Annotated in this window: 26 protein-coding genes; 17 read left to right on the top strand and 9 right to left on the bottom strand. The window is 71.8% G+C overall.

Annotation, left to right across the window (positions count from 1 at the left end):
- The first annotated feature begins 51 nt into the window (after positions 1–51).
- From clpB to AB0I91_RS04625, 6 genes are all read left to right on the top strand, one after another.
- Positions 52–2,634, top strand: a complete 2,583-nt coding sequence (gene clpB, locus AB0I91_RS04650; protein WP_499635209.1) for an ATP-dependent chaperone ClpB — start codon at positions 52–54, stop codon at positions 2,632–2,634.
- A gap of 542 nt (positions 2,635–3,176) precedes the next feature.
- Positions 3,177–3,872 (top strand): TtfA family protein, encoded by a 696-nt coding sequence (locus AB0I91_RS04645; protein WP_498771700.1) that lies wholly within the window; start codon positions 3,177–3,179, stop codon positions 3,870–3,872.
- Positions 3,869–4,648 carry an SDR family NAD(P)-dependent oxidoreductase gene (locus tag AB0I91_RS04640; RefSeq protein WP_499607874.1) on the top strand — a complete coding sequence of 260 codons (780 nt, stop codon included), beginning with the start codon at positions 3,869–3,871 and terminating at the stop codon, positions 4,646–4,648. The genes AB0I91_RS04645 and AB0I91_RS04640 overlap by 4 nt, the downstream gene beginning before the upstream one ends.
- Positions 4,649–4,716: 68 nt before the next feature.
- The gene (locus AB0I91_RS04635; protein WP_498771704.1) at positions 4,717–5,070 is read left to right on the top strand and encodes a hypothetical protein; all 354 of its coding nucleotides are present in this window, start codon (positions 4,717–4,719) and stop codon (positions 5,068–5,070) included.
- The gene (locus tag AB0I91_RS04630) at positions 5,067–5,984 is read left to right on the top strand and encodes a WXG100 family type VII secretion target (RefSeq protein WP_499607877.1); all 918 of its coding nucleotides are present in this window, start codon (positions 5,067–5,069) and stop codon (positions 5,982–5,984) included. The genes AB0I91_RS04635 and AB0I91_RS04630 overlap by 4 nt, the downstream gene beginning before the upstream one ends.
- Positions 5,981–6,415 (top strand): hypothetical protein, encoded by a 435-nt coding sequence (locus tag AB0I91_RS04625; RefSeq protein ID WP_498771708.1) that lies wholly within the window; start codon positions 5,981–5,983, stop codon positions 6,413–6,415. The genes AB0I91_RS04630 and AB0I91_RS04625 overlap by 4 nt, the downstream gene beginning before the upstream one ends.
- 354 nt (positions 6,416–6,769) lie before the next feature.
- Here AB0I91_RS04625 and AB0I91_RS04620 read toward each other — a convergent pair whose 3' ends face one another.
- Entirely contained in the window at positions 6,770–7,339 is a 570-nt protein-coding gene (locus tag AB0I91_RS04620) for a hypothetical protein (protein ID WP_498771710.1), read from the bottom strand.
- 53 nt (positions 7,340–7,392) lie between these two features.
- On the opposite strand from AB0I91_RS04620, the gene pyrE reads away from it, so the two are divergent.
- From pyrE to AB0I91_RS04590, 6 genes are all read left to right on the top strand, one after another.
- Positions 7,393–7,947, top strand: a complete 555-nt coding sequence (pyrE, locus tag AB0I91_RS04615; RefSeq protein WP_498771976.1) for an orotate phosphoribosyltransferase — start codon at positions 7,393–7,395, stop codon at positions 7,945–7,947.
- A gap of 1 nt (position 7,948) precedes the next feature.
- Entirely contained in the window at positions 7,949–8,641 is a 693-nt protein-coding gene (locus tag AB0I91_RS04610) for a hypothetical protein (protein WP_498771712.1), read from the top strand.
- Between the two features lie 70 nt (positions 8,642–8,711).
- On the top strand, positions 8,712–9,101 hold the full coding sequence (locus AB0I91_RS04605) for a DUF2784 domain-containing protein (RefSeq protein WP_499635206.1): 390 nt from the start codon (positions 8,712–8,714) through the stop codon (positions 9,099–9,101).
- 206 nt (positions 9,102–9,307) lie between these two features.
- Positions 9,308–10,153: a hypothetical protein gene (locus AB0I91_RS04600; protein ID WP_498771716.1), complete on the top strand. Its 846-nt coding sequence runs from the start codon at positions 9,308–9,310 to the stop codon at positions 10,151–10,153.
- A 363-nt stretch (positions 10,154–10,516) separates the two neighbouring features.
- Complete coding sequence (locus tag AB0I91_RS04595; RefSeq protein ID WP_499635203.1) at positions 10,517–11,146, top strand: TrmH family RNA methyltransferase; 630 nt, start codon at positions 10,517–10,519, stop codon at positions 11,144–11,146.
- Positions 11,147–11,171: 25 nt separating this feature from the next.
- Complete coding sequence (locus AB0I91_RS04590) at positions 11,172–12,245, top strand: glycoside hydrolase family 76 protein (RefSeq protein WP_498771720.1); 1,074 nt, start codon at positions 11,172–11,174, stop codon at positions 12,243–12,245.
- Between the two features lie 19 nt (positions 12,246–12,264).
- Here AB0I91_RS04590 and AB0I91_RS04585 read toward each other — a convergent pair whose 3' ends face one another.
- A complete protein-coding gene (locus AB0I91_RS04585) occupies positions 12,265–13,221 on the bottom strand; it encodes a LacI family DNA-binding transcriptional regulator (RefSeq protein WP_498771723.1) in 957 nt (318 codons plus the stop codon).
- Between the two features lie 77 nt (positions 13,222–13,298).
- Between AB0I91_RS04585 and AB0I91_RS04580 the strand changes: the two genes are divergently transcribed.
- Both AB0I91_RS04580 and AB0I91_RS04575 read left to right on the top strand, forming a co-directional pair.
- Complete coding sequence (locus AB0I91_RS04580) at positions 13,299–14,123, top strand: PfkB family carbohydrate kinase (RefSeq protein ID WP_499635337.1); 825 nt, start codon at positions 13,299–13,301, stop codon at positions 14,121–14,123.
- Positions 14,105–14,740 (top strand): nucleoside/nucleotide kinase family protein, encoded by a 636-nt coding sequence (locus AB0I91_RS04575; RefSeq protein WP_498771725.1) that lies wholly within the window; start codon positions 14,105–14,107, stop codon positions 14,738–14,740. Before AB0I91_RS04580 ends, AB0I91_RS04575 begins: the two co-directional genes overlap by 19 nt.
- Before the next feature lie 4 nt (positions 14,741–14,744).
- On the opposite strand, the gene AB0I91_RS04570 is transcribed toward AB0I91_RS04575, so the two are convergent.
- Positions 14,745–15,350 (bottom strand): DedA family protein, encoded by a 606-nt coding sequence (locus AB0I91_RS04570; protein ID WP_498771729.1) that lies wholly within the window; start codon positions 15,348–15,350, stop codon positions 14,745–14,747.
- 200 nt (positions 15,351–15,550) lie between these two features.
- Between AB0I91_RS04570 and AB0I91_RS04565 the strand changes: the two genes are divergently transcribed.
- Entirely contained in the window at positions 15,551–16,927 is a 1,377-nt protein-coding gene (locus tag AB0I91_RS04565; RefSeq protein ID WP_498771731.1) for an FAD-binding oxidoreductase, read from the top strand.
- Positions 16,928–16,930: 3 nt separating this feature from the next.
- Here AB0I91_RS04565 and AB0I91_RS04560 read toward each other — a convergent pair whose 3' ends face one another.
- From AB0I91_RS04560 to AB0I91_RS04540, 5 genes are all read right to left on the bottom strand, one after another.
- Entirely contained in the window at positions 16,931–17,668 is a 738-nt protein-coding gene (locus AB0I91_RS04560) for a DedA family protein (protein WP_498771733.1), read from the bottom strand.
- Between the two features lie 10 nt (positions 17,669–17,678).
- On the bottom strand, positions 17,679–17,864 hold the full coding sequence (locus AB0I91_RS04555) for a hypothetical protein (protein WP_498771735.1): 186 nt from the start codon (positions 17,862–17,864) through the stop codon (positions 17,679–17,681).
- A 4-nt stretch (positions 17,865–17,868) separates the two neighbouring features.
- Entirely contained in the window at positions 17,869–19,026 is a 1,158-nt protein-coding gene (gene nagA / locus AB0I91_RS04550; RefSeq protein ID WP_498771737.1) for an N-acetylglucosamine-6-phosphate deacetylase, read from the bottom strand.
- The gene (locus tag AB0I91_RS04545; RefSeq protein ID WP_498771739.1) at positions 19,023–19,928 is read right to left on the bottom strand and encodes an ROK family protein; all 906 of its coding nucleotides are present in this window, start codon (positions 19,926–19,928) and stop codon (positions 19,023–19,025) included. Before AB0I91_RS04545 ends, nagA begins: the two co-directional genes overlap by 4 nt.
- Positions 19,929–20,203: 275 nt before the next feature.
- A complete protein-coding gene (locus tag AB0I91_RS04540; protein WP_499635200.1) occupies positions 20,204–21,043 on the bottom strand; it encodes a LysR family transcriptional regulator in 840 nt (279 codons plus the stop codon).
- A 104-nt stretch (positions 21,044–21,147) separates the two neighbouring features.
- On the opposite strand from AB0I91_RS04540, the gene AB0I91_RS04535 reads away from it, so the two are divergent.
- Positions 21,148–21,882 carry an SDR family NAD(P)-dependent oxidoreductase gene (locus AB0I91_RS04535; RefSeq protein WP_499635197.1) on the top strand — a complete coding sequence of 245 codons (735 nt, stop codon included), beginning with the start codon at positions 21,148–21,150 and terminating at the stop codon, positions 21,880–21,882.
- A gap of 22 nt (positions 21,883–21,904) precedes the next feature.
- On the opposite strand, the gene AB0I91_RS04530 is transcribed toward AB0I91_RS04535, so the two are convergent.
- Complete coding sequence (locus AB0I91_RS04530; RefSeq protein WP_053714368.1) at positions 21,905–22,483, bottom strand: SigE family RNA polymerase sigma factor; 579 nt, start codon at positions 22,481–22,483, stop codon at positions 21,905–21,907.
- A gap of 66 nt (positions 22,484–22,549) precedes the next feature.
- Between AB0I91_RS04530 and AB0I91_RS04525 the strand changes: the two genes are divergently transcribed.
- Positions 22,550–22,828: a YciI family protein gene (locus AB0I91_RS04525; RefSeq protein ID WP_498771746.1), complete on the top strand. Its 279-nt coding sequence runs from the start codon at positions 22,550–22,552 to the stop codon at positions 22,826–22,828.
- Position 22,829: the final 1 nt, after the last annotated feature.

Here is a 22,829-nt window from a genome sequence, read left to right as displayed (position 1 = left end):
GCCGGTGGCGCACGCCGGCCCCTTGCGCACGAACACCGACCGAGGTGAGGAATGGACGCTTTCAACCCGACCACGAAGACGCAACAGGCCGTGTCCGCCGCCGTGCAGGCGGCGACCATCGCGGGCAACCCCGACGTCGGCCCGGTCCACCTCCTCGGCGCGCTCCTGGCCCAGGGCGACGGCCTGACCGCGCCCCTGCTCTCCGCCGTCGGCGCGGACCCGAAGCAGGTGCACAAGGAGCTGGAGCAGCTGACCAGGGCGCTGCCCGCGGCCAGCGGGTCGTCCGTGTCGGCGCCCCAGTTCTCCCGCGACGCCGTCCGCGTGCTGAGCAAGGCGCAGGAACTCGCCACCGAGATGGGTGACGAGTACGTGTCGACCGAGCACCTGCTGGTCGGCCTCGCCCACCACGGCGGCCAGGTCGCCGACCTGCTGCGCCGCCACGGCGCGCACCCCGAGGCGCTGAAGGAGGCGTTCGGCAAGGTCCGCGGCTCGGCGCGGGTCACCAGCCCGGACCCGGAGGGCACCTACAAGGCGTTGGAGAAGTACGGCGTCGACCTGACCGAACGCGCGCGCAAGGGCGAGCTGGACCCGGTCATCGGCCGCAACACCGAGATCCGCCGCGTGGTGCAGGTGCTGTCGCGCCGCACGAAGAACAACCCGGTGCTGATCGGCGAGCCGGGCGTCGGCAAGACCGCCATCGTGGAGGGCCTGGCCCAGCGGATCATCGCGGGCGACGTGCCCGAGAGCCTGCGCGGGAAGAAGGTCGTCGCGCTCGACCTCGGCTCGATGGTGGCCGGCGCGAAGTACCGCGGCGAGTTCGAGGAGCGGCTGAAGGCCGTGCTCAAGGAGATCACCGACTCCGCGGGCCAGGTCGTCACGTTCATCGACGAGCTGCACACGATCGTGGGCGCGGGCGCGACCGGCGAGTCCGCCATGGACGCCGGCAACATGATCAAGCCCATGCTGGCCCGCGGCGAGCTGCGGATGGTCGGCGCGACCACGTTGGACGAGTACCGCGAGCACATCGAGAAGGACGCCGCCCTGGAACGCCGCTTCCAGCAGGTCCTCGTCGGCGAGCCGTCGGTCGAGGACACGATCGGCATCCTGCGCGGCCTCAAGGACCGCTACGAGGTGCACCACGGCGTGCGCATCACCGACGCCGCCCTGGTCGCCGCCGCGACCCTGTCCGACCGGTACATCACCGCCCGCTTCCTGCCCGACAAGGCCATCGACCTGGTGGACGAGTCCGCGTCCCGGCTGCGCATGGAGATCGACTCCCGCCCGGTCGAGATCGACGAGGTCGAACGCGCCGTGCGCCGGCTGGAGATCGAGGAGATGGCGCTGGCCAAGGAGTCGGACCCGGCCTCGGTGGAACGCCTGGCCACGCTGCGCGCCGAGCTGGCCGAGCAGCGCGAGGACCTGTCCGGGCTGACTGCTCGCTGGCAGAACGAGAAGGGCTCGATCGAGAAGGTCCGCGACCTGAAGGAGCAGCTGGAGCAGCTGCGCGGCGAGTCGGAGCGGGCCGAGCGCGACGGCGACCTCGGCCGGGCCGCCGAGCTGCGGTACGGGCGCATCCCGGCGTTGGAGAAGGAGCTGGAGGCGGCCACCCGCACCACCCAGGACGCCGCCGTGATGCTGAAGGAGGAGGTCGGGCCGGACGACGTGGCCGACGTGGTCTCCGCGTGGACGGGCATCCCGGCGGGCCGGCTGCTCGAAGGCGAGACGGCGAAGCTGCTGCGCATGGAGGACGAGCTGGCCAAGCGCGTGGTCGGCCAGGCCGAGGCGGTGCGGGTCGTGTCGGACGCGGTGCGGCGCACCCGTGCGGGCGTGGCGGACCCGGACCGGCCGACCGGCTCGTTCCTGTTCCTCGGCCCGACCGGCGTCGGCAAGACGGAGCTGGCGAAGGCGCTGGCGGAGTTCCTGTTCGACGACGAGCGGGCGATGATCCGGATCGACATGAGCGAGTACTCCGAGAAGCACTCGGTGGCCCGCCTGGTCGGCGCGCCTCCCGGGTACGTCGGCTACGACCAGGGTGGGCAGCTGACCGAGTCGGTCCGCCGCCGCCCGTACTCGGTCGTGCTGCTGGACGAGGTCGAAAAAGCTCACCCGGACGTGTTCGACGTGCTGCTGCAGGTGCTCGACGACGGCAGGCTCACCGACGGCCAGGGCCGCACGGTCGACTTCCGCAACACCATCCTGGTGCTGACCTCGAACCTCGGCTCGCACGTCATCGCGGACGCCACCCTGGACGAGCGGCAGCGCAACGACGCCGTCATGTCGATCGTGCGGACGCACTTCAAGCCGGAGTTCCTCAACCGGCTGGACGACGTCGTGGTGTTCCACTCGCTGGCCACCGAGGAGCTGACGTCCATCGTGGACATCCAGGTGGATCGGCTGGGGCAGCGCCTGTCGCAGCGGCGGCTGACCCTGGACGTCACCCCGGCCGCGCGCGAGTGGCTGGCGCTGAACGGCTTCGACCCGGTGTACGGGGCCCGGCCGTTGCGGCGGCTGGTGCAGTCGTCCATCGGCGACCAGTTGGCGAAGGAGCTGCTGGCGGGCGAGGTGCGTGACGGTGACACGGTGAAGGTCGAGGTGCTGGACGACCACTCGGGCCTGATCGTCGGCAAGGCCTGATCCCGGCGCGCTCGACGTTCGCCCCAGGTCTGCGGGACGCGCTCGGTCCAGCCGGGACAACCGGCTCCCGAGCGCTCCCGCCGCCTCACGACCTGACCGCGCTCGCCGCTCGCCGCGCCGTAGCGTTCCGTCCGGGAGTCCGGGAGTCCGGGAGTCCGGGAGTCCGGGAGTCCGGGAGTCCGGGAGTCCGGGAGTCCGGGAGTCCGGGAGTCCGGAGGTCGGGTGGTTCCGCTGTCCGGCGTTCCGCCGTTCCGCGTTCGCCCGCGTTCCGCGTTCCCTCGTTCGGAGCTCGCTCCGCAGGGGTCCCCGACCGGGGGATCCCCGATTTTTACTCTGCCGGCCGGGACCGACACCGGGTGGGTGGTCGGGGCGTGCCTGTGGACAACGCTGTGGCCTGTGGATAAGTCGTGGCCGGCCGTCGTCGGACGTGCCTGAGCCGCCGCCGCGCCCTACCGGCGAGACGGGTAACAGCTTGATCCGTTTGCGCGACCCACGCCCCAAGTGATCTTCGTTTGTTCATCGCCGCCCGCTACTCTCGCACCGTGGGCATACCGGCGTGGGTCTGGTTCACCGTCGCCGCGGTAGCGGGCGTCGCGGGGTTCGCCCTGCTCGCGACCGACCGGGCACAGCGAACCGCGCGAAACCGCGAACGCCGCCGCTGGGCGGCGCTGCGCGGCTGGCAGTTCGAGGAGACCGACCACGTGCTGCCCACCCGCTGGGAGAGCGGCGCGATCGCCTACTACGGCGTCGGCGTGGCCAAGGACGTCGTCGCCGGCTCCACCTTCACCGCCGACGGCCGCCGCCAGGTCTACGTGCTCGACCACGAGACCGGCGGCAAGGTCAACTCCGTGCTCGTCGGCGTGCGCTGCCGCCGGGCGTTGCCCGTGGTCATCGAGCTGTGGCTGCCCAGCGTGCCGTTCCAACGCGACCAGATGCCCGACCTGCTCGGACCGGTCGGCTCGCGGTACGCGTTCGTCAGCGAGCTGCCCGCCGCGCGCAAGCTCATCAACCCGGACCTGGTCGACGCCGCCGAGGAGATCGGCGGTGACGTCACCGTAGTCTGGCTGGAGAACGACTGGGTGCTCGCCGCCGCACCGCCCAACTCCACCCCCGCCCGCCTGGAACGGCTGCTGCGCGACCTCGGCGAACTGGCCGACGTGATCGACCCGTTCGAGGCCGACCCCGAGTCCGACACCGGTGGCGAGGTCCACCGCCCGCAGTTCGGGCGCAAGCCGTGACGCCGCCGACCGCCCTGGTGACGGGCGCGTCGTCGGGCATCGGCGCCGCGTTCGCCCGCAGGCTCGCCGCCGAGGGCCACGACCTGGTGCTCGTCGCCCGCGACGAACGGCGGCTGGAGGAGACGGCGGCCAAGCTGCGCGCCGCGCACGGCATCACCGCCGAGGTGCTGCCCGCCGACCTGGCCACCGACGCCGGCCGGACCAAGGTCGCCGACTTCCTCGCCGAACGCGAGGTCGACCTGCTGGTCAACAACGCGGGCTTCGCGATCTCGAACGAGTTCTTCACCGCCGACCCGCTCGAACTGCAGTCCCAGCTGGACGTGAACGTGACGAGCGTGCTGCGGCTGACCCGCGCGGCGCTGCCGGGGATGGTGGCGCGCGGGCGCGGCGCGGTGGTCAACGTGTCCAGCGTGGCGGGCTTCCTGCCCGGCCGCGGCACGACCTACAGCGCCGACAAGGCGTGGGTGACCGCGTTCTCCGAGGGCATGGCGATGGCCACGGCGGGCACGGGCGTGCGCGTGATGGCGTTGTGCCCGGGTTTCGTGCGCACCGAGTTCCACCAGCGGGCGAAGATCGACATGTCCGCCACGCCCGACGTGCTCTACCTCGACGCCGACCGGGTGGTGCACGACGGCCTCGCCGACCTGCGCGCGGGCAAGCCGGTGTCCGTGCCGGGCGCCCAGTACAAAGCCATCACGGTGTTGGTGCGGCTGGTTCCGCGCGCGCTGGTCAGGCGGATAGCCTCCCGCGCGGCGGGCGGACGAGGACGCACTTAGAAGAGCCGGGAACCCGAACCCGGTCCGGTCCGTCCCACTCCACTAGTTGGAACAGGGAGGAACCGTCCATGGGCGAACAGTTCAGCGTGGAGCCGCCCGAGCTCCGCGGCTACGGCGAGTTGCTGAGCCGCAACGCGCAGCACTTCATGACGATCAAGGACCACGCGATCTCCAAGGGCGGCGACACCTCGGGGTTCACCGGTCTGCTCTCGCTGCTGCAGCCCATCGTGACGGGCGTGGCCTCCCTGTACGGGGAGACCCTCGACTTCGCGAACCAGATGATGGTCAAGGAGGCGGAGAGCCTCAACAAGGCCGCCGACATGTACGAGAAGAACGAAGAGATGGTGATGAGCGTCCTCGACCGGGTGCTGTCCCAGCTCCACGCCGTGGCCGAGGCGCCGTCGCTCGGAGGTGGCCGGTGACCGCGTACGCGGACGTCGAAGACCCGTCGGCCGCGCTCAGCGCCGCCGCGGAGGACCGGCCCGGCCGGCAGTCGACCAAGGAGCTCATCGAGAAGGCCGGCTGGAAGATCCAGGGCGTCAACTGGATCTACGAGAAGGTCACCGGCGAGAACCTGCTCGACGCGCTGATCAAGCCGCTGCTCGGCGACTTCGAGAAGATCGACGAGAACGCCAACGCGTGGGACCGGGTCGCCAAGGCGCTCGACTCCGTGCGGCACAACGTGGACGCGGGCGCCGAGCAGCTGTCGTCGCACTGGGACGGTGACGCGGCGAAGGCGTTCGAGACGCGCATGGGCACCATGTGGGTGATCGCCATCGAGGCGGACTCGCAGATCGCGCGGATCATCGGCAACCAGTTCCGGTCCACGGCCAGCACCTGCCGCACCGCGTGCGGCCTCGCGTTGACGTTGCTGGACATGCTGGTCGGCAAGCTGATGGAAGCCGCGATGACGGCGTGGATCCCGGTCGTCGGCTGGGGCCGCGCGGTGTGGATGGTCTACGACGCGATCCAGATCGTGGACGCCATCCGCAAGATCATCATCTCCATCCAGACGCTGATCGAGGGCGTCCAGGGCATGATCGACGGCATCGTCGCCATGGGCACCGCGCTGTCCAAGCTGAAGGACGTGCGCGACGTCAGCGACCTGCTCGACGTGGTCGACGGGTACCAGGACGGCAAGGAGAAGTACGACAACGGCGTGGCCGCGGCGAAGTCCGGGGCGATCGGTGTCGGGTTGGGCGCGTACGGCCTGGGCAAGGCGGGCAACGCGGCGAACGGCCGCTACAACCAGCCGCCACCCACATCACCGGCGCCCGCTCCGGCCGGCGCGAGTTCGGGCTCCGGGTCGGGTTCCGGTGGAGGTGATGGGCAGTGACGTTCCCGTACGACAAGGCGAAGCTGGACGCGCTGGTCGCCGACGTCGAGAAGCGGATGGCGAACGTCGAGGAGACCGCGCGGGCGGCGAGCCAGGTGCAGCTGCGGTCGCGCGGGCTGACGCAGGCGGACTTCGCCGAGATCTCGCGGTTCGCCAACAGCCCCGGTGCGCCTCGTGAGCTGAAGGAGCTGGCGCGGCGGGTCGACGCGGGTGAGATGTCCTGGGAGGACATCGCGTCCGGGCGGGCCGTGGACGACGAGGGGGTGCAGCGCGCTCTGCAGACCGGTGTGCCGGACCTGCAGCGCGCGTACACGGCGATCCAGGAGGGCAACGACCCGGAGGACGTCGTCTCGGCGGGTTCGTCCCGGCCGGGTGGTCGCCGCGACGATGACGACGACGAGCCGAACAAGTTCACCGAGGACGCCTGGTAGACGAGGTGTGGTCAGGCCTGGGGCCGAGGGCTCCGCGGAGTTGTCCACAGGCGCCGGCCTGACCACCTCGAATTGTCTGACCTCAGGGGCAGAATAAAAGCAGGGGTCCCCTTGGCGGGGACGCCTGCGTAGCTCCGGCGGTGCACGAGCCGGGGTTCGTCCGACCGCGGACGAGCCCAGGTGAGTCCGATGGTGACGAACCGGGTACGGCGGGATGGTGCACCAGCCGGTGGGTCCGCGGTGGACGAGTCTGGGTGAGTCGGGCGGTGGACGAGTCCGGCTGAGTCCGGAAGCGGCACGGAGTGCGGTGCGTTGGTCGGCGCCGGGGCTGGACGCGCGCCGGTCAGCTCGAGCTCAGGTCAACGTGGGGAAGTCGAACCCGCCGGCACTGGTGTGGTTCGTCCCCACCCCACGCACCACGTCGTACGCCACGGCCGCCGCGATCGCCAGCGAGCGGACCGGGTCCGGCGTGCCCGGCCGGATGCTCAGCACGTCCCGCCGCACGCGCCGCCCGTCCCGCTTCGCGATCGCGCCCGGGCTGAACGACGCCACCTCGTGCAGCAGGCACAGCCGCTGCCCGGCCGCGTCGAGCAGGCCGTAAGCGCCGTGCCCCTCGTGCCGCACGGAGCCGACCACGGACCCGTCCGGCCACGTCACGCGCGTCGGCGGCTTGCCGGACCCCTTGCGGATCAGCAGCAGCTGCCGCCCGCGGTCGGCCAGGGCGAGGTCGAAGGTCGTCCGGCCGGAGAACGCGGTGGCGCGCAACAACTTCCGCAGCGGTCCGAGGAACCGGCGCTCCGAGACCGACGCGACCAACGCGCCGCCGCCGTCGTAGACGTCGTTTCGGTACCTGGTGCCCAGCAGGTGGCGCAGCACGCCCCAGGGCTGCTCGATGATCAAGGTGTCGGTGCCGGGAAGGGTCACGGTGTGCCAGCGTACGGCGCGGTATGACACTCTTGGCAGCCGTGCGAACTGAAGTGGTCCTGGACGCCGCGGCGAAGGCCGAGCTGGCGCGGTTGGTGAGCGAGTTGGCCGTGGTGCACGGCAAGGTGACGCTGTCCTCGGGAGCCGAGGCCGACTACTACATCGACCTGCGCCGGGCGACGCTGCACCACGCCGCGTCACCCCTGATCGGCAAGCTGCTCCGGCAGCTCACCGCCGACTGGGACTACGTGGCCGCGGGCGGGTTGACGTTGGGCGCGGACCCGGTGGCGTGCGCGATGATGCACGCCGCCGCGAACGCGGGCGAGGTGCTGGACGCGTTCGTCGTGCGCAAAGCGGCCAAGCAGCACGGCATGCAGCGGCGGATCGAGGGCATCGAGGTCGCCGGGCAGCGGGTGCTGGCGGTCGAGGACACCTCCACCACCGGTGGCAGCGTGCTGACCGCCGTCGAGGCACTGCGCGAGCAGGGCGCCACGGTGGTCGGCGTCGCGACGGTCGTCGACCGCGGCACGGGCGCGCGCGAGGTGATCGAGGAGGCCGGGCTGCCGTACCGGTACCTGCTGGACCTGGCCGACCTGGGCCTGGCCTGACATGGCCGGCGCCCTGGTCCTGCTGCTGGTGATCGTGGCGATCCTGGGCGTCGGGGTCGCCGTGGGGTTGTCGCGCCGCAAGCGGAACCCGTTCACGAACCAGCAGTTCGTGAACCAGTGGGAGCAGCAGATGCGGGCGCTGGAGGCGTCCCTGGGGTGGCGGTTCGTCGCCGAGGACCAGGGCTTCCAGGAACGCGTGCCGCAGGTCGGGCGGATGCTGGAGGCCGACCGGAGCCGGGTGAAGTTCCAGCTCGTCGGCCACTGGCGCGGTGTGCCCGTGCTGGCCGTGGAGGTGGTGTTCCGCGCGGACAACGTGGTCACGTCGGAGTACCGCACCTACGCGGTGGTGGTCGTGCCGCGCCCGATGCCGGGGCCGTGGGTGCTGATCAGCCCGCGCGAGGACAGCGTGTGGGGGTTGTTCGAGCAGTTCGTGGAGACCGGCGACCCGGCGTTCGACGCGCGCTACGAGGTGCGCCGCCGCAACCCCGCGTTCGCCTCGGCGCTGCTCGCCTCCGGCCTCACGCAGGCCCTGTTGCAGGACCCGCGGGCGAACGGCGTGGCGATCGCGTTCGACGAGCACAACCTCGCCGCCGCCGTGCCGGGCCCGCTGCTGCAGGCCCCGCTCGCCCACCTGGCCGACCTGCTGCTGGACGTGGCCGGCCGGGTGCCGTGGCAGGCGCTGCCCCGGGGCTGAACCCGGGGTGCCCGTAATTGGCGGGCACGTGATCCCTTGGCGGCCTACTGTGGGAAGCAGGGAGGTCGCTATGGTCGCGCACGCTTTAGCCGAGCTGGTCATGGTGGTGCACTTCGCCGTCCTGCTCTTCCTGATGGTCGGCGGGTTCCTGGCCTGGCGGTGGCCGAGGGTGCTGTACTTCCACCTGGCGATGGCGACCTGGGGCCTGCTGATCGTCCTGTTCCCGCTCGCCTGCCCCCTCACGTGGCTGGAGAACGAGCTCCGCGCCGCCGCCGGCCGACCCCAGCTCGCGAACGGCTTCATCGACACCTACATCGACGGCGTCCTCTACCCGGACTCCGCGGCACGCCTGGTGCAGGTGCTCGTGGCGGTCGTCGTGCTGGTCTCGTGGACCGGTTACTACCTCAAACGACGCGATGAACAGGCCTGTAATTCAGTGCAGTTCACCAATCAGCGATAAAGCGGCCATTCGCCCCTCACCGGGGTGGCCTAATCGCCCGACCCGTCCGTACCAATCTCATTTCCAGGGCTGTCCGGTGCCTTACCCTTCAGCTATGGGTCGGGGAAGGGCGGTCGGCGATGGGGGTGGCTCGGGCAAGTCTTGACGTTCGCGAACCGGTGCACCGGGCAAGGCGCAGGACGCCGGCCTCGGCGGTCGGTCAGCGGTTGCGCGATTACGTGGTCTACACGCCGATCCTGGGACCGGTGGAGGGCGGGGCGGCTCTCGCGCTGGTCGGCGGCTTCACGGCCGCCGCCGCGGGGCACGGGTACGTGCGAACCGCGGGGCTGGCACTGGTGGCGGGTGCCATTGCGGTCGTGTTCGCGATGCTCGTGGTCAACCGCGTGGTGTGGCGCGGTCGGGACGTCCTGGAACGCAGGCTGTTGTTGGAGTACTGCGACCGGCTGGAAAAGGTCCACGGCCAGAAATGGTCGGTGAAGAGCTGGGTGCAGGAAGTCGACATCCAGCCGAACGGCGACGTGCGGCAGCGCATTTCGTTCACCGTCGTCGCGCTGTGCGAGGTGCTGTACTTCTGCACGTTCCACGACCGCGTCAACTGGAACTGGCCCAAGCGCCACCGGCGCCGGGTGCAGGCTCACGTGCGCAGCGTGGAGGTCCGCGGCGAGGGCGGGACCAGGTACGACTTCACCACGTCGTGGCTGGACAACGGCGTGCTGAAGATGGTCGTCCACCTCCACGAGAGGGTCCCGCGCGGCGGGGAGGTGAGCCTTTCCGTGGACATGTTCTGGCCCGCGAAGTGCCTGCCGTTGATGCGCGGCGACCGGGCGGACGAGTTCCTGACCTCGTTCGCGGAGCCGGTGCCGTTCGCGCAGTACGTGATTCGGCTCCCCGTCGGCGAACGGGCGTCATTCGACAAGATCGGGATGCTCACCGAGCAGGACGACTACGCGCTCACCAGGGAGCTGAACCAGGCCGGGCAGCCGGAAACGACGCTGACGGTGCGGAACCTGCCCGCCTACCGGAAGTTCGGCGTGCGGTTGGACTTGGCATGACGGGCCCGATATCGCGGAGTGGGCCCGTCACCGGCGGTCCGACGTCACTTGTCGGTGTTGCCGCCGCTGCCGCTTTCCCCACCTGCGACCACGAGGGTTTTTCCTGTTCTGCTCATCGACCGCGCTAAGCTGCCGTACCGGTATTCCTGTCGAGCTGGAATTTGGCCATCATGCCGCAAGACGGGAGATCGGCAAAATGCGAGCACCGCTCGTACTTGAATCCCGGTCGGTCGGACGCATCAGGGTACCCGCCCGGCTCTCGGCTTGGTCGTGCCAGTAGGGGTGAGTCATCATCCCGGCATGTCGGTAGTGGTCCTCGAAGGGTTTCACGCGGTCAAGCACGCGGTTCGGTTCGGTGGATCGGTGGGGACCGTGGTGGTGCTCGACCGGGACAAGGCGGTGGCGCTCGCGAGGTCCCACGCGCCCGACCTCGTGGACGTCTTCGAGCGGGCGCGGGTGGTGGGGGTGGCCGAGTTCGAGAAGGTGATCGGGCGGTTGCACCCGACCGGGGTCGGAGGGCTCGCCGAACGGCCCGTGGTCGAGTGGGGGCGGGCTGCGCGCGGTGCGCCGCTGGTGCTGCTGGACAACCCGCGCAACCTCGGCAACTTCGGCGCGGTGATCCGGGTGGCGGCCGGGCTCGGTGCGGGTGGGGTGGTGTCGCTCGGCGACGTCGACCCGTGGCACCCGACCGTGCTGCGCGGCAGCGCCGGGTTGCACTTCGCGCTGCCCGTCGGCCGGCTCGACGGGATCGACGACGTCCGCGGCACGGTGATCGCGTTCGACGCCGACGGCCGCGAGCTGCGCGACGTGCGGATCCCCGACGACGCCGTGCTGGCCTTCGGCTCGGAGCGGCACGGGCTCTCGCCCGAGGTGCGGGCACGGGCGGACCTGGTGGTCTCGCTGCCCATGCGGCCGAAGGTGTCGAGCTACAACCTGACCACGAGCGTCGCCATGGGGCTCTACCACTGGGAACTGTTCCGGCGAGCTTCTTGAACGGTTCAGTCGGCAGGCTGGTGAGGTGACGTCACCACCGAAGCTCCTCGCCGCGCGCGCCGGTGTCGCCGAGCGCGCGGTCGAGTCCCGGCACCTGCGTCGGGTCTGGGGAGTTCCGGGCACGGCCCTCGGCGCGGTCGCCTGGCCGCCCGGTTGGCCCGCCCGGCTGCACGTCCGGTTCGGCTACTGGTGGCAGGCGCACCTGCTGGACTGCGTCCTGGACGCCCAGCTCCGCTCGCCGAAGGCCGCGCGGGTGGCGTTGGTGCAGCGGCTCGTGCGCGGCATCCGGGTGCGCAACCTGGTCGGCTGGACCAACGACTACTACGACGACGTGGCGTGGCTCGGCCTCGCGCTGCTGCGCGCGGAACGGGAAGTCGGGATCGCCAGGCCGAAGGCCATCGCCACGATCGCCGACCGCCTGCGCGAGGGCTGGACCGACCACGGCGGCGGCGGCATCTGGTGGCGGCGCGACGACGACTTCAAGAACGTGCCCGCCAACGGTCCGGCGGCGATCCTGTTCGCCCGGCTCGGCGCGCGGGCCGACCTCGGCCGCGCCCGGTCCGTCGTCGACTGGATCGAGGACAACCTGGCGGACCCGGAGACCGGCCTGGTGTGGGACGGGCTGCACGTGCACCCCGACGGCACGGTCCGCGAGGTCGAGAAGAACCTCTACACCTACTGCCAGGGCGTGGTGCTCGGCGCGTGCGTGGAGCTGGGAGGCCGCTACCAGGACAAGGCGGCGCGGATCATCGACGCCGTCGACAAGCACCTGGCCACCGACGGCGTCCTGCGCGGGCACGGCGGCGGCGACGGCGGCCTGTTCAGCGGCATCCTCACCCGCTACCTGGCGCAGGCCGCGCTGCGGCTCGACCGGCCCGAGGCGGCCCGCGCGGCGGACCTCGTGTTCGCCTCGGCGAACGCCGTGTGGGCGAACCGGACCGCGGTGGTGAGCGGACCGCTGTTCGGCCCGGAGTGGTCCGAGCCCGCGGTCAGGGGCGGCGGTCCGGAGCGCGACCTGTCCGTCCAGCTCGGCGGGTGGATGGCGCTGGAGGCCGCCGCCCTGCTGGAGCGCGACGGGATCTCGCCGTCACGGAGCTGAGCCTCACGGAGCCGAGCCGTCAGTGGCAGCCGCACGACCGCCGGTGCCGCAGCACGGGCGGCAGCCGGATCGTCTCCGGCGCCCGCTCCGGGTCCTCGATGCGGGACAGCAGCAGCCGCACCGCCGTGCGCCCGATCTCCTCCACCGGCTGCGCCATCGACGTCAGCGGCGGATCGACCAGCTCGGCCCACTCCACCTCGTCGTAGGTCACCAGCGCCAGCTCCGACCCGATCCGCACACCCCGGGCCCGCGCCGTGCGCAGCACGTCCACCAGCACCTGGTGGTCGCTCACCACCACGCCCGAGACCTGCCCGAGCAGCGGCTCCAACGACGGCCGCACGAGGTCCTCGTCCCACGCGAGCCCCGCCCGGCCGAGCCCGAGCCGGTAGCCGAGCACGCGCTCGTCCGTGGTCGCGAGCCCCGGCTGGCCGGACACCAGCCCGATCCGCCGGTGGCCCAGCTCCGCCAGGTGCCGGACCAGCGTGGACGTGGCCTGCACGTTCTCCGGGCCGACCTGGTCGACGTCCTTCGCCACGGTCAGCCGGTCCACCAGCACCGTCGGCACGCCCAACCGGCGCAGCTCGGGCAGCGCGGCCGAGCCGGACGTCGGCGTGAGCAGCACCCCGTCCACCCGCCGTGAGCGGAGCATCCGCACCGCGGCCTGCTCGGACTCGGCGGTGTCGCGGGTGTCGATGAGCACGAGCGTGTAGCCCGACCTGGTGGCCTCGCCCTCGATCGCGGCGATCAGCTCGGCGAAGTACGGGTGCGAGACCAACGACACCGCGAGGCCGAGGGACTTCGTGCCGCCGGTGACGAGGGAGCGCGCGATGGCGTCGCCGGTGTAGCCGGTCTCCTCGATCGCCTTGAGCACCCGTTCCCTGGTCGCCGAAGCGACCGACCTGGTCTCGTTGATCACGTGTGAGACCGTGGTGATGGAGACGCCGGCGAGACTGGCGACCTCCCGCATGGTGACCATGGACTCGTCCCCGTTCGGGCTGGCGCAAGCGATTGCGTGGGGACTTTACCTGGTAGGAGGGACGTGCCGTGGCTTCTGTGCTGTGTGTCGGGCTGACGACCGTCGACGTGAGCCAGCGGGTGGCCGAGTTCCCCGTCCCCGGCCAGAAGGTGCAGTCGCTCGGCGTGCACCTGGCGCCCGGCGGTCCGGCGGCGAACGCGGCGCGCGCGGTGGCCGCGCTGGGGCACCGGGCCGTGCTGCTGACCGCGCTGGGCGGCGAGCTCGGCGACTTCGCGCTGGCCCGGCTGCACCCGGTGGAGGTGCGCTCGGTCGGCGCCGGCGGTCCGGCGCTGAGCATGGTCGCGGTGCGCGAGCGCGACGGCGAGCGGACCGTGATCTCGCGCAACGCCGTCGGGTTCGCCGCCGACGTCGCCGTGGACCCGGCGCTGGTGGAGGCGGCGGACGTGGTGCTGGTGGACGGCCACCTCGGTCCGCTCGCCCTCGGGGCCGCACGGCACGCGAGACGCCTCGGCGTGCCCGTGGTGCTGGACGCGGGCAGCTGGAAACCCGTGCTGGACGACCTGCTGCCGCTGGTGGACGTGGCCGCGTGCTCGGCCGCGTTCGAGCTGTCGGAGGCCGAGCTGCACGCCAGGGGCGTGCCGCTCGTGATCCGCACGCACGGCCCGCGTCCCGTCACCTGGTCGCGTGGTGGTGCCACCGGCTCGCACCCGGTACCTGTTGTCGAGGCACGCGACACCAACGGCGCGGGCGACGTGTGGCACGGTGCGCTGGCGGTCGCGGTCGCCGAGGGCCTGGCGGTGGACGACGCCGTCCGGTCCGCGAACGAGGTCGCCGCGGTGCGGGTGCGCCACACCGCGTGGGACTGGGTGGAGGAGCTGGGACGGTGGCGGGACAGCGGGTGAAGTTCGACGAGCTGGTCGACCGGGCGCGGCTGCTGGTGGACACCGGTGAGCGCAAGCTCCTCGGCATCGGCGGCGCGCCGGGCTCGGGCAAGTCGACGTTGGCGCGCCGGCTGGTGGACGCGCTGGGCGAGGACGCCGCCCTGGTCGGCATGGACGGCTTCCACCTGGCCCAGCGCGAGCTGGACCGGCTGGGCATCGCCGACCGCAAGGGCGCGCCGGACACGTTCGACGTCCCCGGCTACGTCGACCTGCTCGGGCGGCTGAAGGCGTGCGGGCCCGACGTGGTGTACGCGCCGGAGTTCCGCCGCGAGCTCGAGGAGCCGATCGCGTGCGCGGTGCCGGTCGACCCGGCCGTGCCGCTGGTCGTCACCGAGGGCAACTACCTGCTGATGCAGTACGACAAGTGGAAGCGCGTGCGGGTCGTGCTGGACGAGGCGTGGTTCCTGATGGTCGACGAGGGCCTGCGGGTGGCGCGGCTGATCGACCGGCACGTCCGGTACGGGCGGTCGGTGGAGGACGCGAGCGAACGCGTGCTGCACGGCACCGACCACGTGAACGCGCTGATGGTGAACGCGTCCAAGTCCGCCGCCGACCTCGTGATCACGGAGGTGCTGTGAGGCGTTACGACGCCGCGGTGACCTCTTCGTCCACCGGCTTCTTCATCTCCTGCCGGTACCGGTAGAAGCCGTAGGCGGTGCCGAAGACGAAGAACGCGATGCTCACGACGACCGCGACCGTCTCCAGCCACGGCACGGCGGTCAGCAGGCCCGCGCCGTAGTAGCCGGCCAGCACCAGCGTCGGCACCCACGCGATCGCGCCGATGGTCGTGGCCAGCATGAACCGCTTCGAGTCCATCCGCGCCGCGCCCGCGATCATCGGCGCCAGCGTGCGGACCCAGGGGATCCACCGGGCCAGCACGACCGCCCAGAAGCCTCGTCGGTCGAGGAAGTCGCGGGCCTTGGCGAGGTTCTCCTTGTTGAGGACCTTGCCGCCGCGGCGGGCCAGCAGGCGGGTGCCGGTGTGCCGGCCGATGTAGTAGCCGATCTGGTTGCCGACGACGGCCACCGCGAGCGCGGCCCCCGACAGCAGCCAGGCGGACAGCTCGGCCTCGTGGGACGCGAGCACCACACCGGCGGCGAACAGCAGCGAATCGCCGGGCAGGAACAGGCCGAAGATGAAGGCGCACTCGAAGAAGATGAAGCTCAGCGTGATCAGCCACACGGCCATCGGGCCTGCGGAGTCGAGCTGAACGAATGCGACAGTCTCGGACGTTGCGGACAACACCACGCCATGCAGCCTACGTGGGACCCCGGCGTCGCCTGGGCGACATGGGGATAACGCGTTGCCGAAGCCTCGGGGACGTGGCGGTTCGCACCGGCGTGAACACGGACTGGAGTGATCACCGTCACCGGGGATAGCGTGGACGGATGGAGGCCTTGCTCGCCGAACTCCGCTCCGCCGTCGGCGCCGACGCGGTCCTGACCGACGTCGACGTGACCGCGAGCTACCAGCGCGACATGATGCCGCTGGCGCCCTACGGGCAGCCGCTGGCGGTGGTGCTGCCCACGTCCGCGGCACAGGTGCAGGCGGTCGTGCGGGCCTGTGCGGCCGCGCGCACGCCGATCGTGCCGCGCGGCGCGGGCAGCGGGCTGTCCGGCGCGGCCAACGCCGTCGAGGGCTGCGTGGTGCTCGCCACCACGAAGATGAACGCGATCGTGGAGGTCGACCCGGACAACCGGCTGGCCGTGGTCGAGCCGGGCGTGGTGAACCTCGACCTGCGCGGCGCGGTGGAGAAGCACGGGCTGTTCTACCCGCCCGACCCGTCCAGCTACGACTGGTGCACGATCGGCGGGAACCTGTCCACCAACGCGGGCGGGCTGTGCTGCGTGAAGTACGGCGTGACCACGGACTCCGTGCTCGGGCTCGACGTGGTGCTGGCCGACGGCGAGCTGCTGCGGACCGGTCGGCGCACGGTCAAGGGCGTCGCCGGGTACGACCTGACCAAGCTGTTCGTCGGCAGCGAGGGCACGCTCGGCGTGATCACCCGCGCGACCCTGGCGCTGCGGCCGCTGCCGCAGGCGCCCGCCACGCTCGTGGCCACGTTCGGCAGCACGGCGGAGGCGGGCGTCGCGGTGAGCCGCGTGGTGACCGAGGGCATCGTGCCGTCGTTGATGGAGATCATGGACCGCACGTCCATCCGGGCCGTCGAGCAGTACCTGAAGACCGACCTGAACGCGGGCGCGGCGCTGCTGCTGTGCCAGTCCGACTCGGGCGGCGAGGCGGGGCGGCACGAGCTGGCGGCGATCGAGCAGGCGTGCGTCGCGGCGGGCGCCGAGCTCGTCTACGCCACCGACGACCTCTCCGAGGGGCGCGACCTGCTGACCGCGCGGCGCGCCGTGCTGAACGCGCTGGAGATCTACGGCGCGTGGCTGACCGACGACGTGTGCGTGCCGCGGACGAAGATCGCCGAGCTGATCGCCGGGTGCGAGCGGATCAGCGAGTCGGTGGGCCTGCGGATCGCCGTGGTCGGGCACGCCGGCGACGGCAACATGCACCCCACGATCGTCTACGACCCGGCGTCGGAGGACGAGTTCGCGCGGGCGCGGCGGGCGTTCGACGAGATCCTGGCCCTGGGGCTGGCGCTCGGCGGCACGATCACCGGCGAGCACGGCGTCGGCAAGATCAAGCGCGAGTGGCTGGCGCGCGAGATCGGCCCGGTCGGCCTGCGGGTCCACCGCGAGATCAAGCGCGCGCTGGACCCGGAGAACCTCTTCAACCCGGGCTCGATGTTCGACCTGGGGTAGCGGTCAGTCGAGGGGCTTGATGCGCTGGGTCTCGTCGACCCGGTCGATGACCTGGGTGATGTCGGCCGCCTCCTGCGCGAGCAGGCTCTTCTTCTCGCGGCGCGCCTTGACGACCTCGATGATGATCGGGACGACCGAGATCAGCACGATCAGGATCAGGATCATCTCGAGGTTGTCGCGGACGAACTGGATCTGCCCGAGGAAGTAGCCGAGCACCGTCAGGCCCGCGGCCCACGCGACGCCGCCGATCAGCGAGTACGTGAAGTACTTGCGCGCGTCCATCCGCCCGACGCCGGCCATGGCGGTGATGAACGTCCGCACGATCGGCACGAACCGGGCCATCACGATCGCGCGCGCGCCGTACTTGTCGAAGAACTCGTGCGTCTTGTCGACGTACTCCTTCTTGAAGATCTTCGACTCGGGCTTGTTGAACAGCGCCGGTCCGGCCCGGTGGCCGATCCAGTAGCCGACCACGTTGCCCGCGAGCGCGCACACCGTGAGCAGCAGGCACACCAGCCACAACGGGTACTCCAGCACCCCCGAGGCGACGAACAGGCCCGCGGTGAACAGCAGCGAGTCACCGGGCAGGAAGAAGCCCACCAACAGGCCGCATTCCGCGAAGACGATGAAGCACAGGCCGACCAGCATGTACGGCCCGAGCCCCTTGAGCAGGATCGCCGGGTCGAGCCAGTCCGGACCGAGGGCAACCGTGGAGGTGAGCGCGACAGTCACGGCGACCACGGTACAGGCACTACCTGAGCGTCATGACCGCCACGACCGTGCCCGCGGCCAGCCCGAGCAGCACCGCCAGCAGCAGGACCCACCCCGCGCCCAGCGCCGGGCGGACCCGCCGCACGGGCACGTGGGGGTGCGCGCCGGAGCTGGTGGCCTGTGCGCGCAACGCGTCGGCCACCAGCTTCTCGTGGTCTTCGGGCACGAGCTCAGTCTTTCACCCACGCGCCCCGGCTCATCACCTCGCGCGGCCTCAGCTCGGCGTCCAGCACCACGACGTCGGCCGCGAGACCGGCGCGCAGCTCACCCGTGCGGCCCTGCAAGCCGAGCAGCCGGGCGGGCCTGGTCGACGTGGCGTGCACCGCCTCCTCGACGGTCAGGCCGCACGACTGCACCGCGTTGCGGAACGCCGCGTCCATGGTCAGCGTGCTGCCCGCGAGGGACGCGCCACCGGCCAGCGTCGGCACGCCGTCCACCACCCGCACCTCCAGGCCGCCCACGTCGTAGACGCCGTCGCCCACGCCCGCCGCCGCGATCGCGTCGGTCACCAGGACGGTCCGGTGCACGCCCGCGTGCCGCGCGGCGAGGCGGACGGCGGTCGGGTGCAGGTGCACCAGGTCGCAGATCAGCTCGACGGTGACGCGCTCGTCGTCCAGCAGCGCGCCGATCGGGCCGGGCTCGCGGTGGTGCAGCGGGCGCATCCCGTTGAACAGGTGGGTGGCCACCGTCGCGCCCGCCTCGACGGCCGGCCGGATCTGCGCCTCGGTGGCGTCGGTGTGGCCGATCGCGGCCAGGACGTCGTTGGCGACGAGGTGGCGCACCGCGTCCACGCCGTGCTCCAGCTCCGGCGCGACGGTGATCATGCGGACCGCGCCGCCGCCCGCGTCGAGCAGCCGGTCGATCGAGGCGCGGTCCGGCGGGCGGAGGATCGCCGGGTCGTGCGCGCCGCAACGCGCGGCGGACAGGAACGGGCCCTCCAGGTGGATGCCCGCGACCACGTTGTCGCGCACCAGCTCGGTCAGCGCCTCGACCTGGTCGGCCAGCTCCGGGATCGGCCTGGACACCAGGCTGGCCAGCAGCGTGGTGGTGCCGTGCCTGCGGTGCGCGTTCGCCGCCTTGATCACCCGGGCCGGGTCGGCGCTGGTGAACGCCTCACCACCGCCGCCGTGGCAGTGGATGTCGACGAAGCCCGGCACCAGCCAGCCGCCGTCCACGTCCGTCGTCGGGCCGTCCGGTGGCGCCCCCTCGCCGACGGCCGCGATCAGGCCGTCCCGCACCGCCACCCACCCCTGTTCGAGCACCCCGTCGGGCGTGACGACCCGACCACCGGTCAGGGTCACGTCCACGGGTCCACCCCACGTGCTCATCTCTCCTCCAGCATGTCGATGGCCAGCAGCGCGGCCCCGAGGCACCCGGCCTCGTCGCCCAACGCGGCCAGCCGCAGTTCCGGGCGTCGCTGGAACGTGATCAGCTCGTCCAGTCGTCCGCCCAGCGGATCCGTCAGCTTCGGACCCGCCAGCGCCAGTCCGCCGCCGAGCACCACGGCTCGCGGCCCCAGCAGAGCGGCTACCAGCAGGATGCCCTTCGCGAGCGCGTCGACGGCCTCGCGCCACACCACCGCCGCGTCCTCGTCACCCTCCGTGAGCAGTTTCGCCACCTCGGCCGCGCCGCCGACCTGGCGGTCCGTGCGTTCGGTGTAGCGGCGGGCGATCGAGGCGCTGCTCGCCCGCGCCTCGACACAACCCGTCTGGCCGCAGCCGCACGGGTCGCCGTGACCGACGTCCACGTGCCCGATCTCGCCCGGCGCGGGCGAGACCCGGCCGTCCAGGACGAGGGCGGCGGCGATGCCCGTGCCGATCGGCATGATCACCGCGTCGGTCAGGTCGCGGGCGTTGCCCTGGCGCAGTTCGGCCAGGCCACCGGCCCGCACGTCGTGGCCGAACGCGGTGGGCAGGCCGGTCGCCGCCGCGATCCGGTCGCGGAACGGGTAGTCCGCCCAGCCCAGGTTGGCCGAGTAGACGCCGGTGCCGGTCACCTCGTCCACGATGCCCGGCACGACCACGCCGACCGCCTCGACCGGGTGGTCGGAGGCGGCGCGCAGCCCGGCGACCTGGGCGGCCACGTCCTCGACCACGGCGTCACCGCCGGGCCTGGTCGCGCGCCGCTGCTGCCTCACCGCCACCACCCCGCCGGGACCACCGGTGACCAGGGCCGCTTTCGTCCCGGTACCGCCGACGTCGACGGCTATCACGTGTCTTGTGCGCGCCACGAGGACCGATACTGCGGCATCCGACCGCCATTGGTCTATACCAAGTGTCCGATTGGGCGAGTCCGGTGTGGCCGGGCACGTGCTGTCGTGCCTGTCGGGAGTTGTCCACAGGCCGCGGTCGGCGGGGCGGTTCTGTCGGTCCGCGGTGGCAGGATCAAGAACAGGGATCCCCTGGGCGGGGACCCCTGCGAAGCGGGGTCGTGGTGGGCCGGGCGCCACGGAGGTGCCCCGAAAGACCGGTGACGCTCGGTGCGACCGGTGAACAGCGGTGCCGGTCAGAGGCGCGTCGCGGTGTGGACGAGGTCGGCGACCGCTTTGGACCTGCTGTGCGGTGGCCAGGCGATGACGGTCGTGACGGTTGGTGCGTCCGGCACGGGCACGACGGCGTGATCGTCGCGCAGCTGGGTCCGCAGCGACTCGGGCACGACCGCGCACGCCAGGCCGAGCGCGATCAGCTGGAACAGCTGGGTGTGGTCGCGGACCTGAGGGCCGGGGCCGTCCGGGTAGCTGCCATCCCGTCCCGGCCAGCGCGGCAGGGGCAGGTTCGCCAGGTCGGCGACCTCGGCCAACGGCACGTGCGCCCGGTCGGCGAGGGGATGGCCTGCGGGCAGGACCACGACCTGCCGTTCGGTGTGCAGGTCCTCGGTGTCGAATCCGGCTGTCGTGTCGTAGGGCCGGTGGAGCAGGGCGACGTCGGCACGCCCGTCGCGCAGCAGGTTCTCCGGCTGGCCGGGCCCGCACAGCACCACCTCGACCGCCGCGGCGCCCGGTTCGGCGGCGTAGGCGTGCAGCAGCTTCGACAGCAGTCCGCTGGACGCCCCGGCTTTGGTGGCGAGCACCACACCGGGCTGGTCGGCCGCGGCACGGCGGGTTCGCCGCTCGGCGGCTTCGACCGCGTCGAGCGCGGTCCGGGCCTCCCGCAGCAGCACCGCCCCGGCCTCGGTCAGGGTGACGGCGCGAGCGCCGCGGTGCAGCAGGACGACCCCGAGCCGCCGTTCGAGCTTCTGGACGGCTCGCGACAGCGGTGGTTGGGCGATCGCGAGTCGTTGTGCCGCCCGCCCGAAGTGCAATTCCTCGGCGACGGCGACGAAGTACCGCATCTCCCGCGTCTCCACCGGGGCATGGTATCGGCGATGACCACGACCAATACCCGTGCGGTATCGCCGCCGACCCACTCGGTCTTGGACGCTGCACCCGGAGCCGCAGCAGGATCCGCGGTGTGAGTGGACGGACGATTGCGCTGGTCACCGGCGCGAACAAGGGAATCGGCTACGAGGTCGCCGCCGGCCTGGGCGCGCTCGGCTGGAGGGTCGGTGTGGGCGCGCGTGACCGGCATCGTCGCGACACCGCGGTGGAGAAGCTGCGCGCGGCCGGGATCGACGCGTTCGGCGTGCCGCTGGACGTGACCGACGACGCGAGTGCCGCGGCGGCGGCCGAGTTGATCGCCGATCACGCCGGAGGGCTCGACGTGCTGGTGAACAACGCCGCGATCAACGGCGTCACCGGCGATGGGCCGCAGACGCCGACCGCGGTCGATCCCGCGACCGTGCGCGCGGTCGTGGAAACCAACGTGATCGGGGTCATCCGCGTCACCAACGCGATGCTGCCGATGCTGCGCGCCTCGCCCTCACCGCGAATCGTCAACATGTCCAGCAGCGTCGGTTCGCTCTCCCTGCAAACCGCACCCGGCATCGACATGGGCCCGGTTCCCGCTGCCTATCTGGCGTCGAAGACCTTCCTCAACGCCGTCACCGTCCAATACGCCAAGGAACTGGGCGGTACCAACGTCCTGATCAACGCCGGCTGTCCCGGGTTGACCGCCACCGACTTCACCGGTTTCAGCGGCCACCGCACACCGCGACAGGGCGCGGCCATCGCGATTCGCCTCGCGACCCTGCCCGACGGCGGACCGACCGGCGAGTTCCGCAACGACGACGGAGCGGTGCCCTGGTGACGGGCACACCGGCGAAGGGCGGCTAGTTGCCGGCCATGATCTTCTGCAGGGCGTCGAGCGCGCGGCTCGCGGTGCTCTTCACGGTGCCCTTGCTGATGCCGGTGGCCTCGGCGATCTCGGCTTCCGACAGGTCGCCGTAGTAGCGCAGCACGAGCACCTCGCGCTGCCTCGGCGGCAGCTGGGACAGCGCGCGCACGACCGCCTGGTGCTCGGCCGTCAGCATGGCGAGGCTCTCCGCCGAACGCGCGTTCGCCACGTGCGGCGGGGTGTAGTCGCGGGCCGTCTTGCGCCGCCGCAGCACGCTGCGCGAGCCGTTGACGACCGCGGTCCGCAGGTAGCCCACGGCCGCCTGCGCGTCACGCAGGTTCTTCCAGTTCCGGTACAGGCCGGTGAACGCCTCCTGGACGACGTCCTCCGCCGTGGCGGGCTCGTCGACCAGCAGCAGCGCCAGCCGGACCAGCCGCATCCGGTGCTGGCGGTACAGGTCCTCCAGCGTCAGCGGGCCGGTCGGGGCCGGTGCCGCGCCGTCCTGGATCCGCAGGTTCGTCAGCGTGTCCTGCACACGCGCGATGCCGCCGCTGTTCCGATCGGGACCGACCACGGAAAAGACGTTACCCCGTCAGGGGGTAGCTTCGGTGCGGCGCTGCACAACGGAGGTGGGCTTTCGATGGCTCGGTTCGCGGTCGAGTTGGTCTTCGGCGACAACCAGGACGAGCGGATGGCGGTCCGACCCGCGCACCGCGAGTACCTGGGCACGCTGGTCGAGCGGGGTGTGCTGCTCGTGTCCGGTCCCTACACCGACCAGTCCGGCGCCCTGCTGGTCTACGAGGTCGCCGACGAGGACGAGCTGCGCGAGGTCCTCGCCGCCGACCCGTACACGCCCGCCGGCGTCGTCAAGGAGACGCGCGTGCACGAGTGGCAGGCGCTGACCGGCGTCTGGCTCTGAC

It is taken from the genome of Actinosynnema sp. NPDC049800 (genome assembly GCF_040656635.1).
Taxonomy (GTDB): Bacteria; Actinomycetota; Actinomycetes; order Mycobacteriales; family Pseudonocardiaceae; genus Actinosynnema.
The sequence above is the reverse complement of the archived record's forward strand: the minus strand, read 5'-3'. Positions and strand labels throughout refer to the sequence as shown.

Excerpts from the sequence above, each read along its gene's own strand:
- clpB (WP_499635209.1), top strand. The coding sequence starts at position 52 with ATGGACGCTTTCAACCCGACCACGAAGACGCAACAGGCCGTGTCCGCC.
- AB0I91_RS04635 (WP_498771704.1), top strand. The coding sequence starts at position 4,717 with ATGGGCGAACAGTTCAGCGTGGAGCCGCCCGAGCTCCGCGGCTACGGC.
- AB0I91_RS04610 (WP_498771712.1), top strand. The coding sequence starts at position 7,949 with ATGGCCGGCGCCCTGGTCCTGCTGCTGGTGATCGTGGCGATCCTGGGC.
- AB0I91_RS04605 (WP_499635206.1), top strand. The coding sequence starts at position 8,712 with ATGGTCGCGCACGCTTTAGCCGAGCTGGTCATGGTGGTGCACTTCGCC.
- AB0I91_RS04585 (WP_498771723.1), bottom strand. The coding sequence starts at position 13,221 with ATGGTCACCATGCGGGAGGTCGCCAGTCTCGCCGGCGTCTCCATCACC.
- AB0I91_RS04570 (WP_498771729.1), bottom strand. The coding sequence starts at position 15,350 with ATGGCCGTGTGGCTGATCACGCTGAGCTTCATCTTCTTCGAGTGCGCC.
- AB0I91_RS04565 (WP_498771731.1), top strand. The coding sequence starts at position 15,551 with ATGGAGGCCTTGCTCGCCGAACTCCGCTCCGCCGTCGGCGCCGACGCG.
- nagA (WP_498771737.1), bottom strand. The coding sequence starts at position 19,026 with ATGAGCACGTGGGGTGGACCCGTGGACGTGACCCTGACCGGTGGTCGG.
- AB0I91_RS04525 (WP_498771746.1), top strand. The coding sequence starts at position 22,550 with ATGGCTCGGTTCGCGGTCGAGTTGGTCTTCGGCGACAACCAGGACGAG.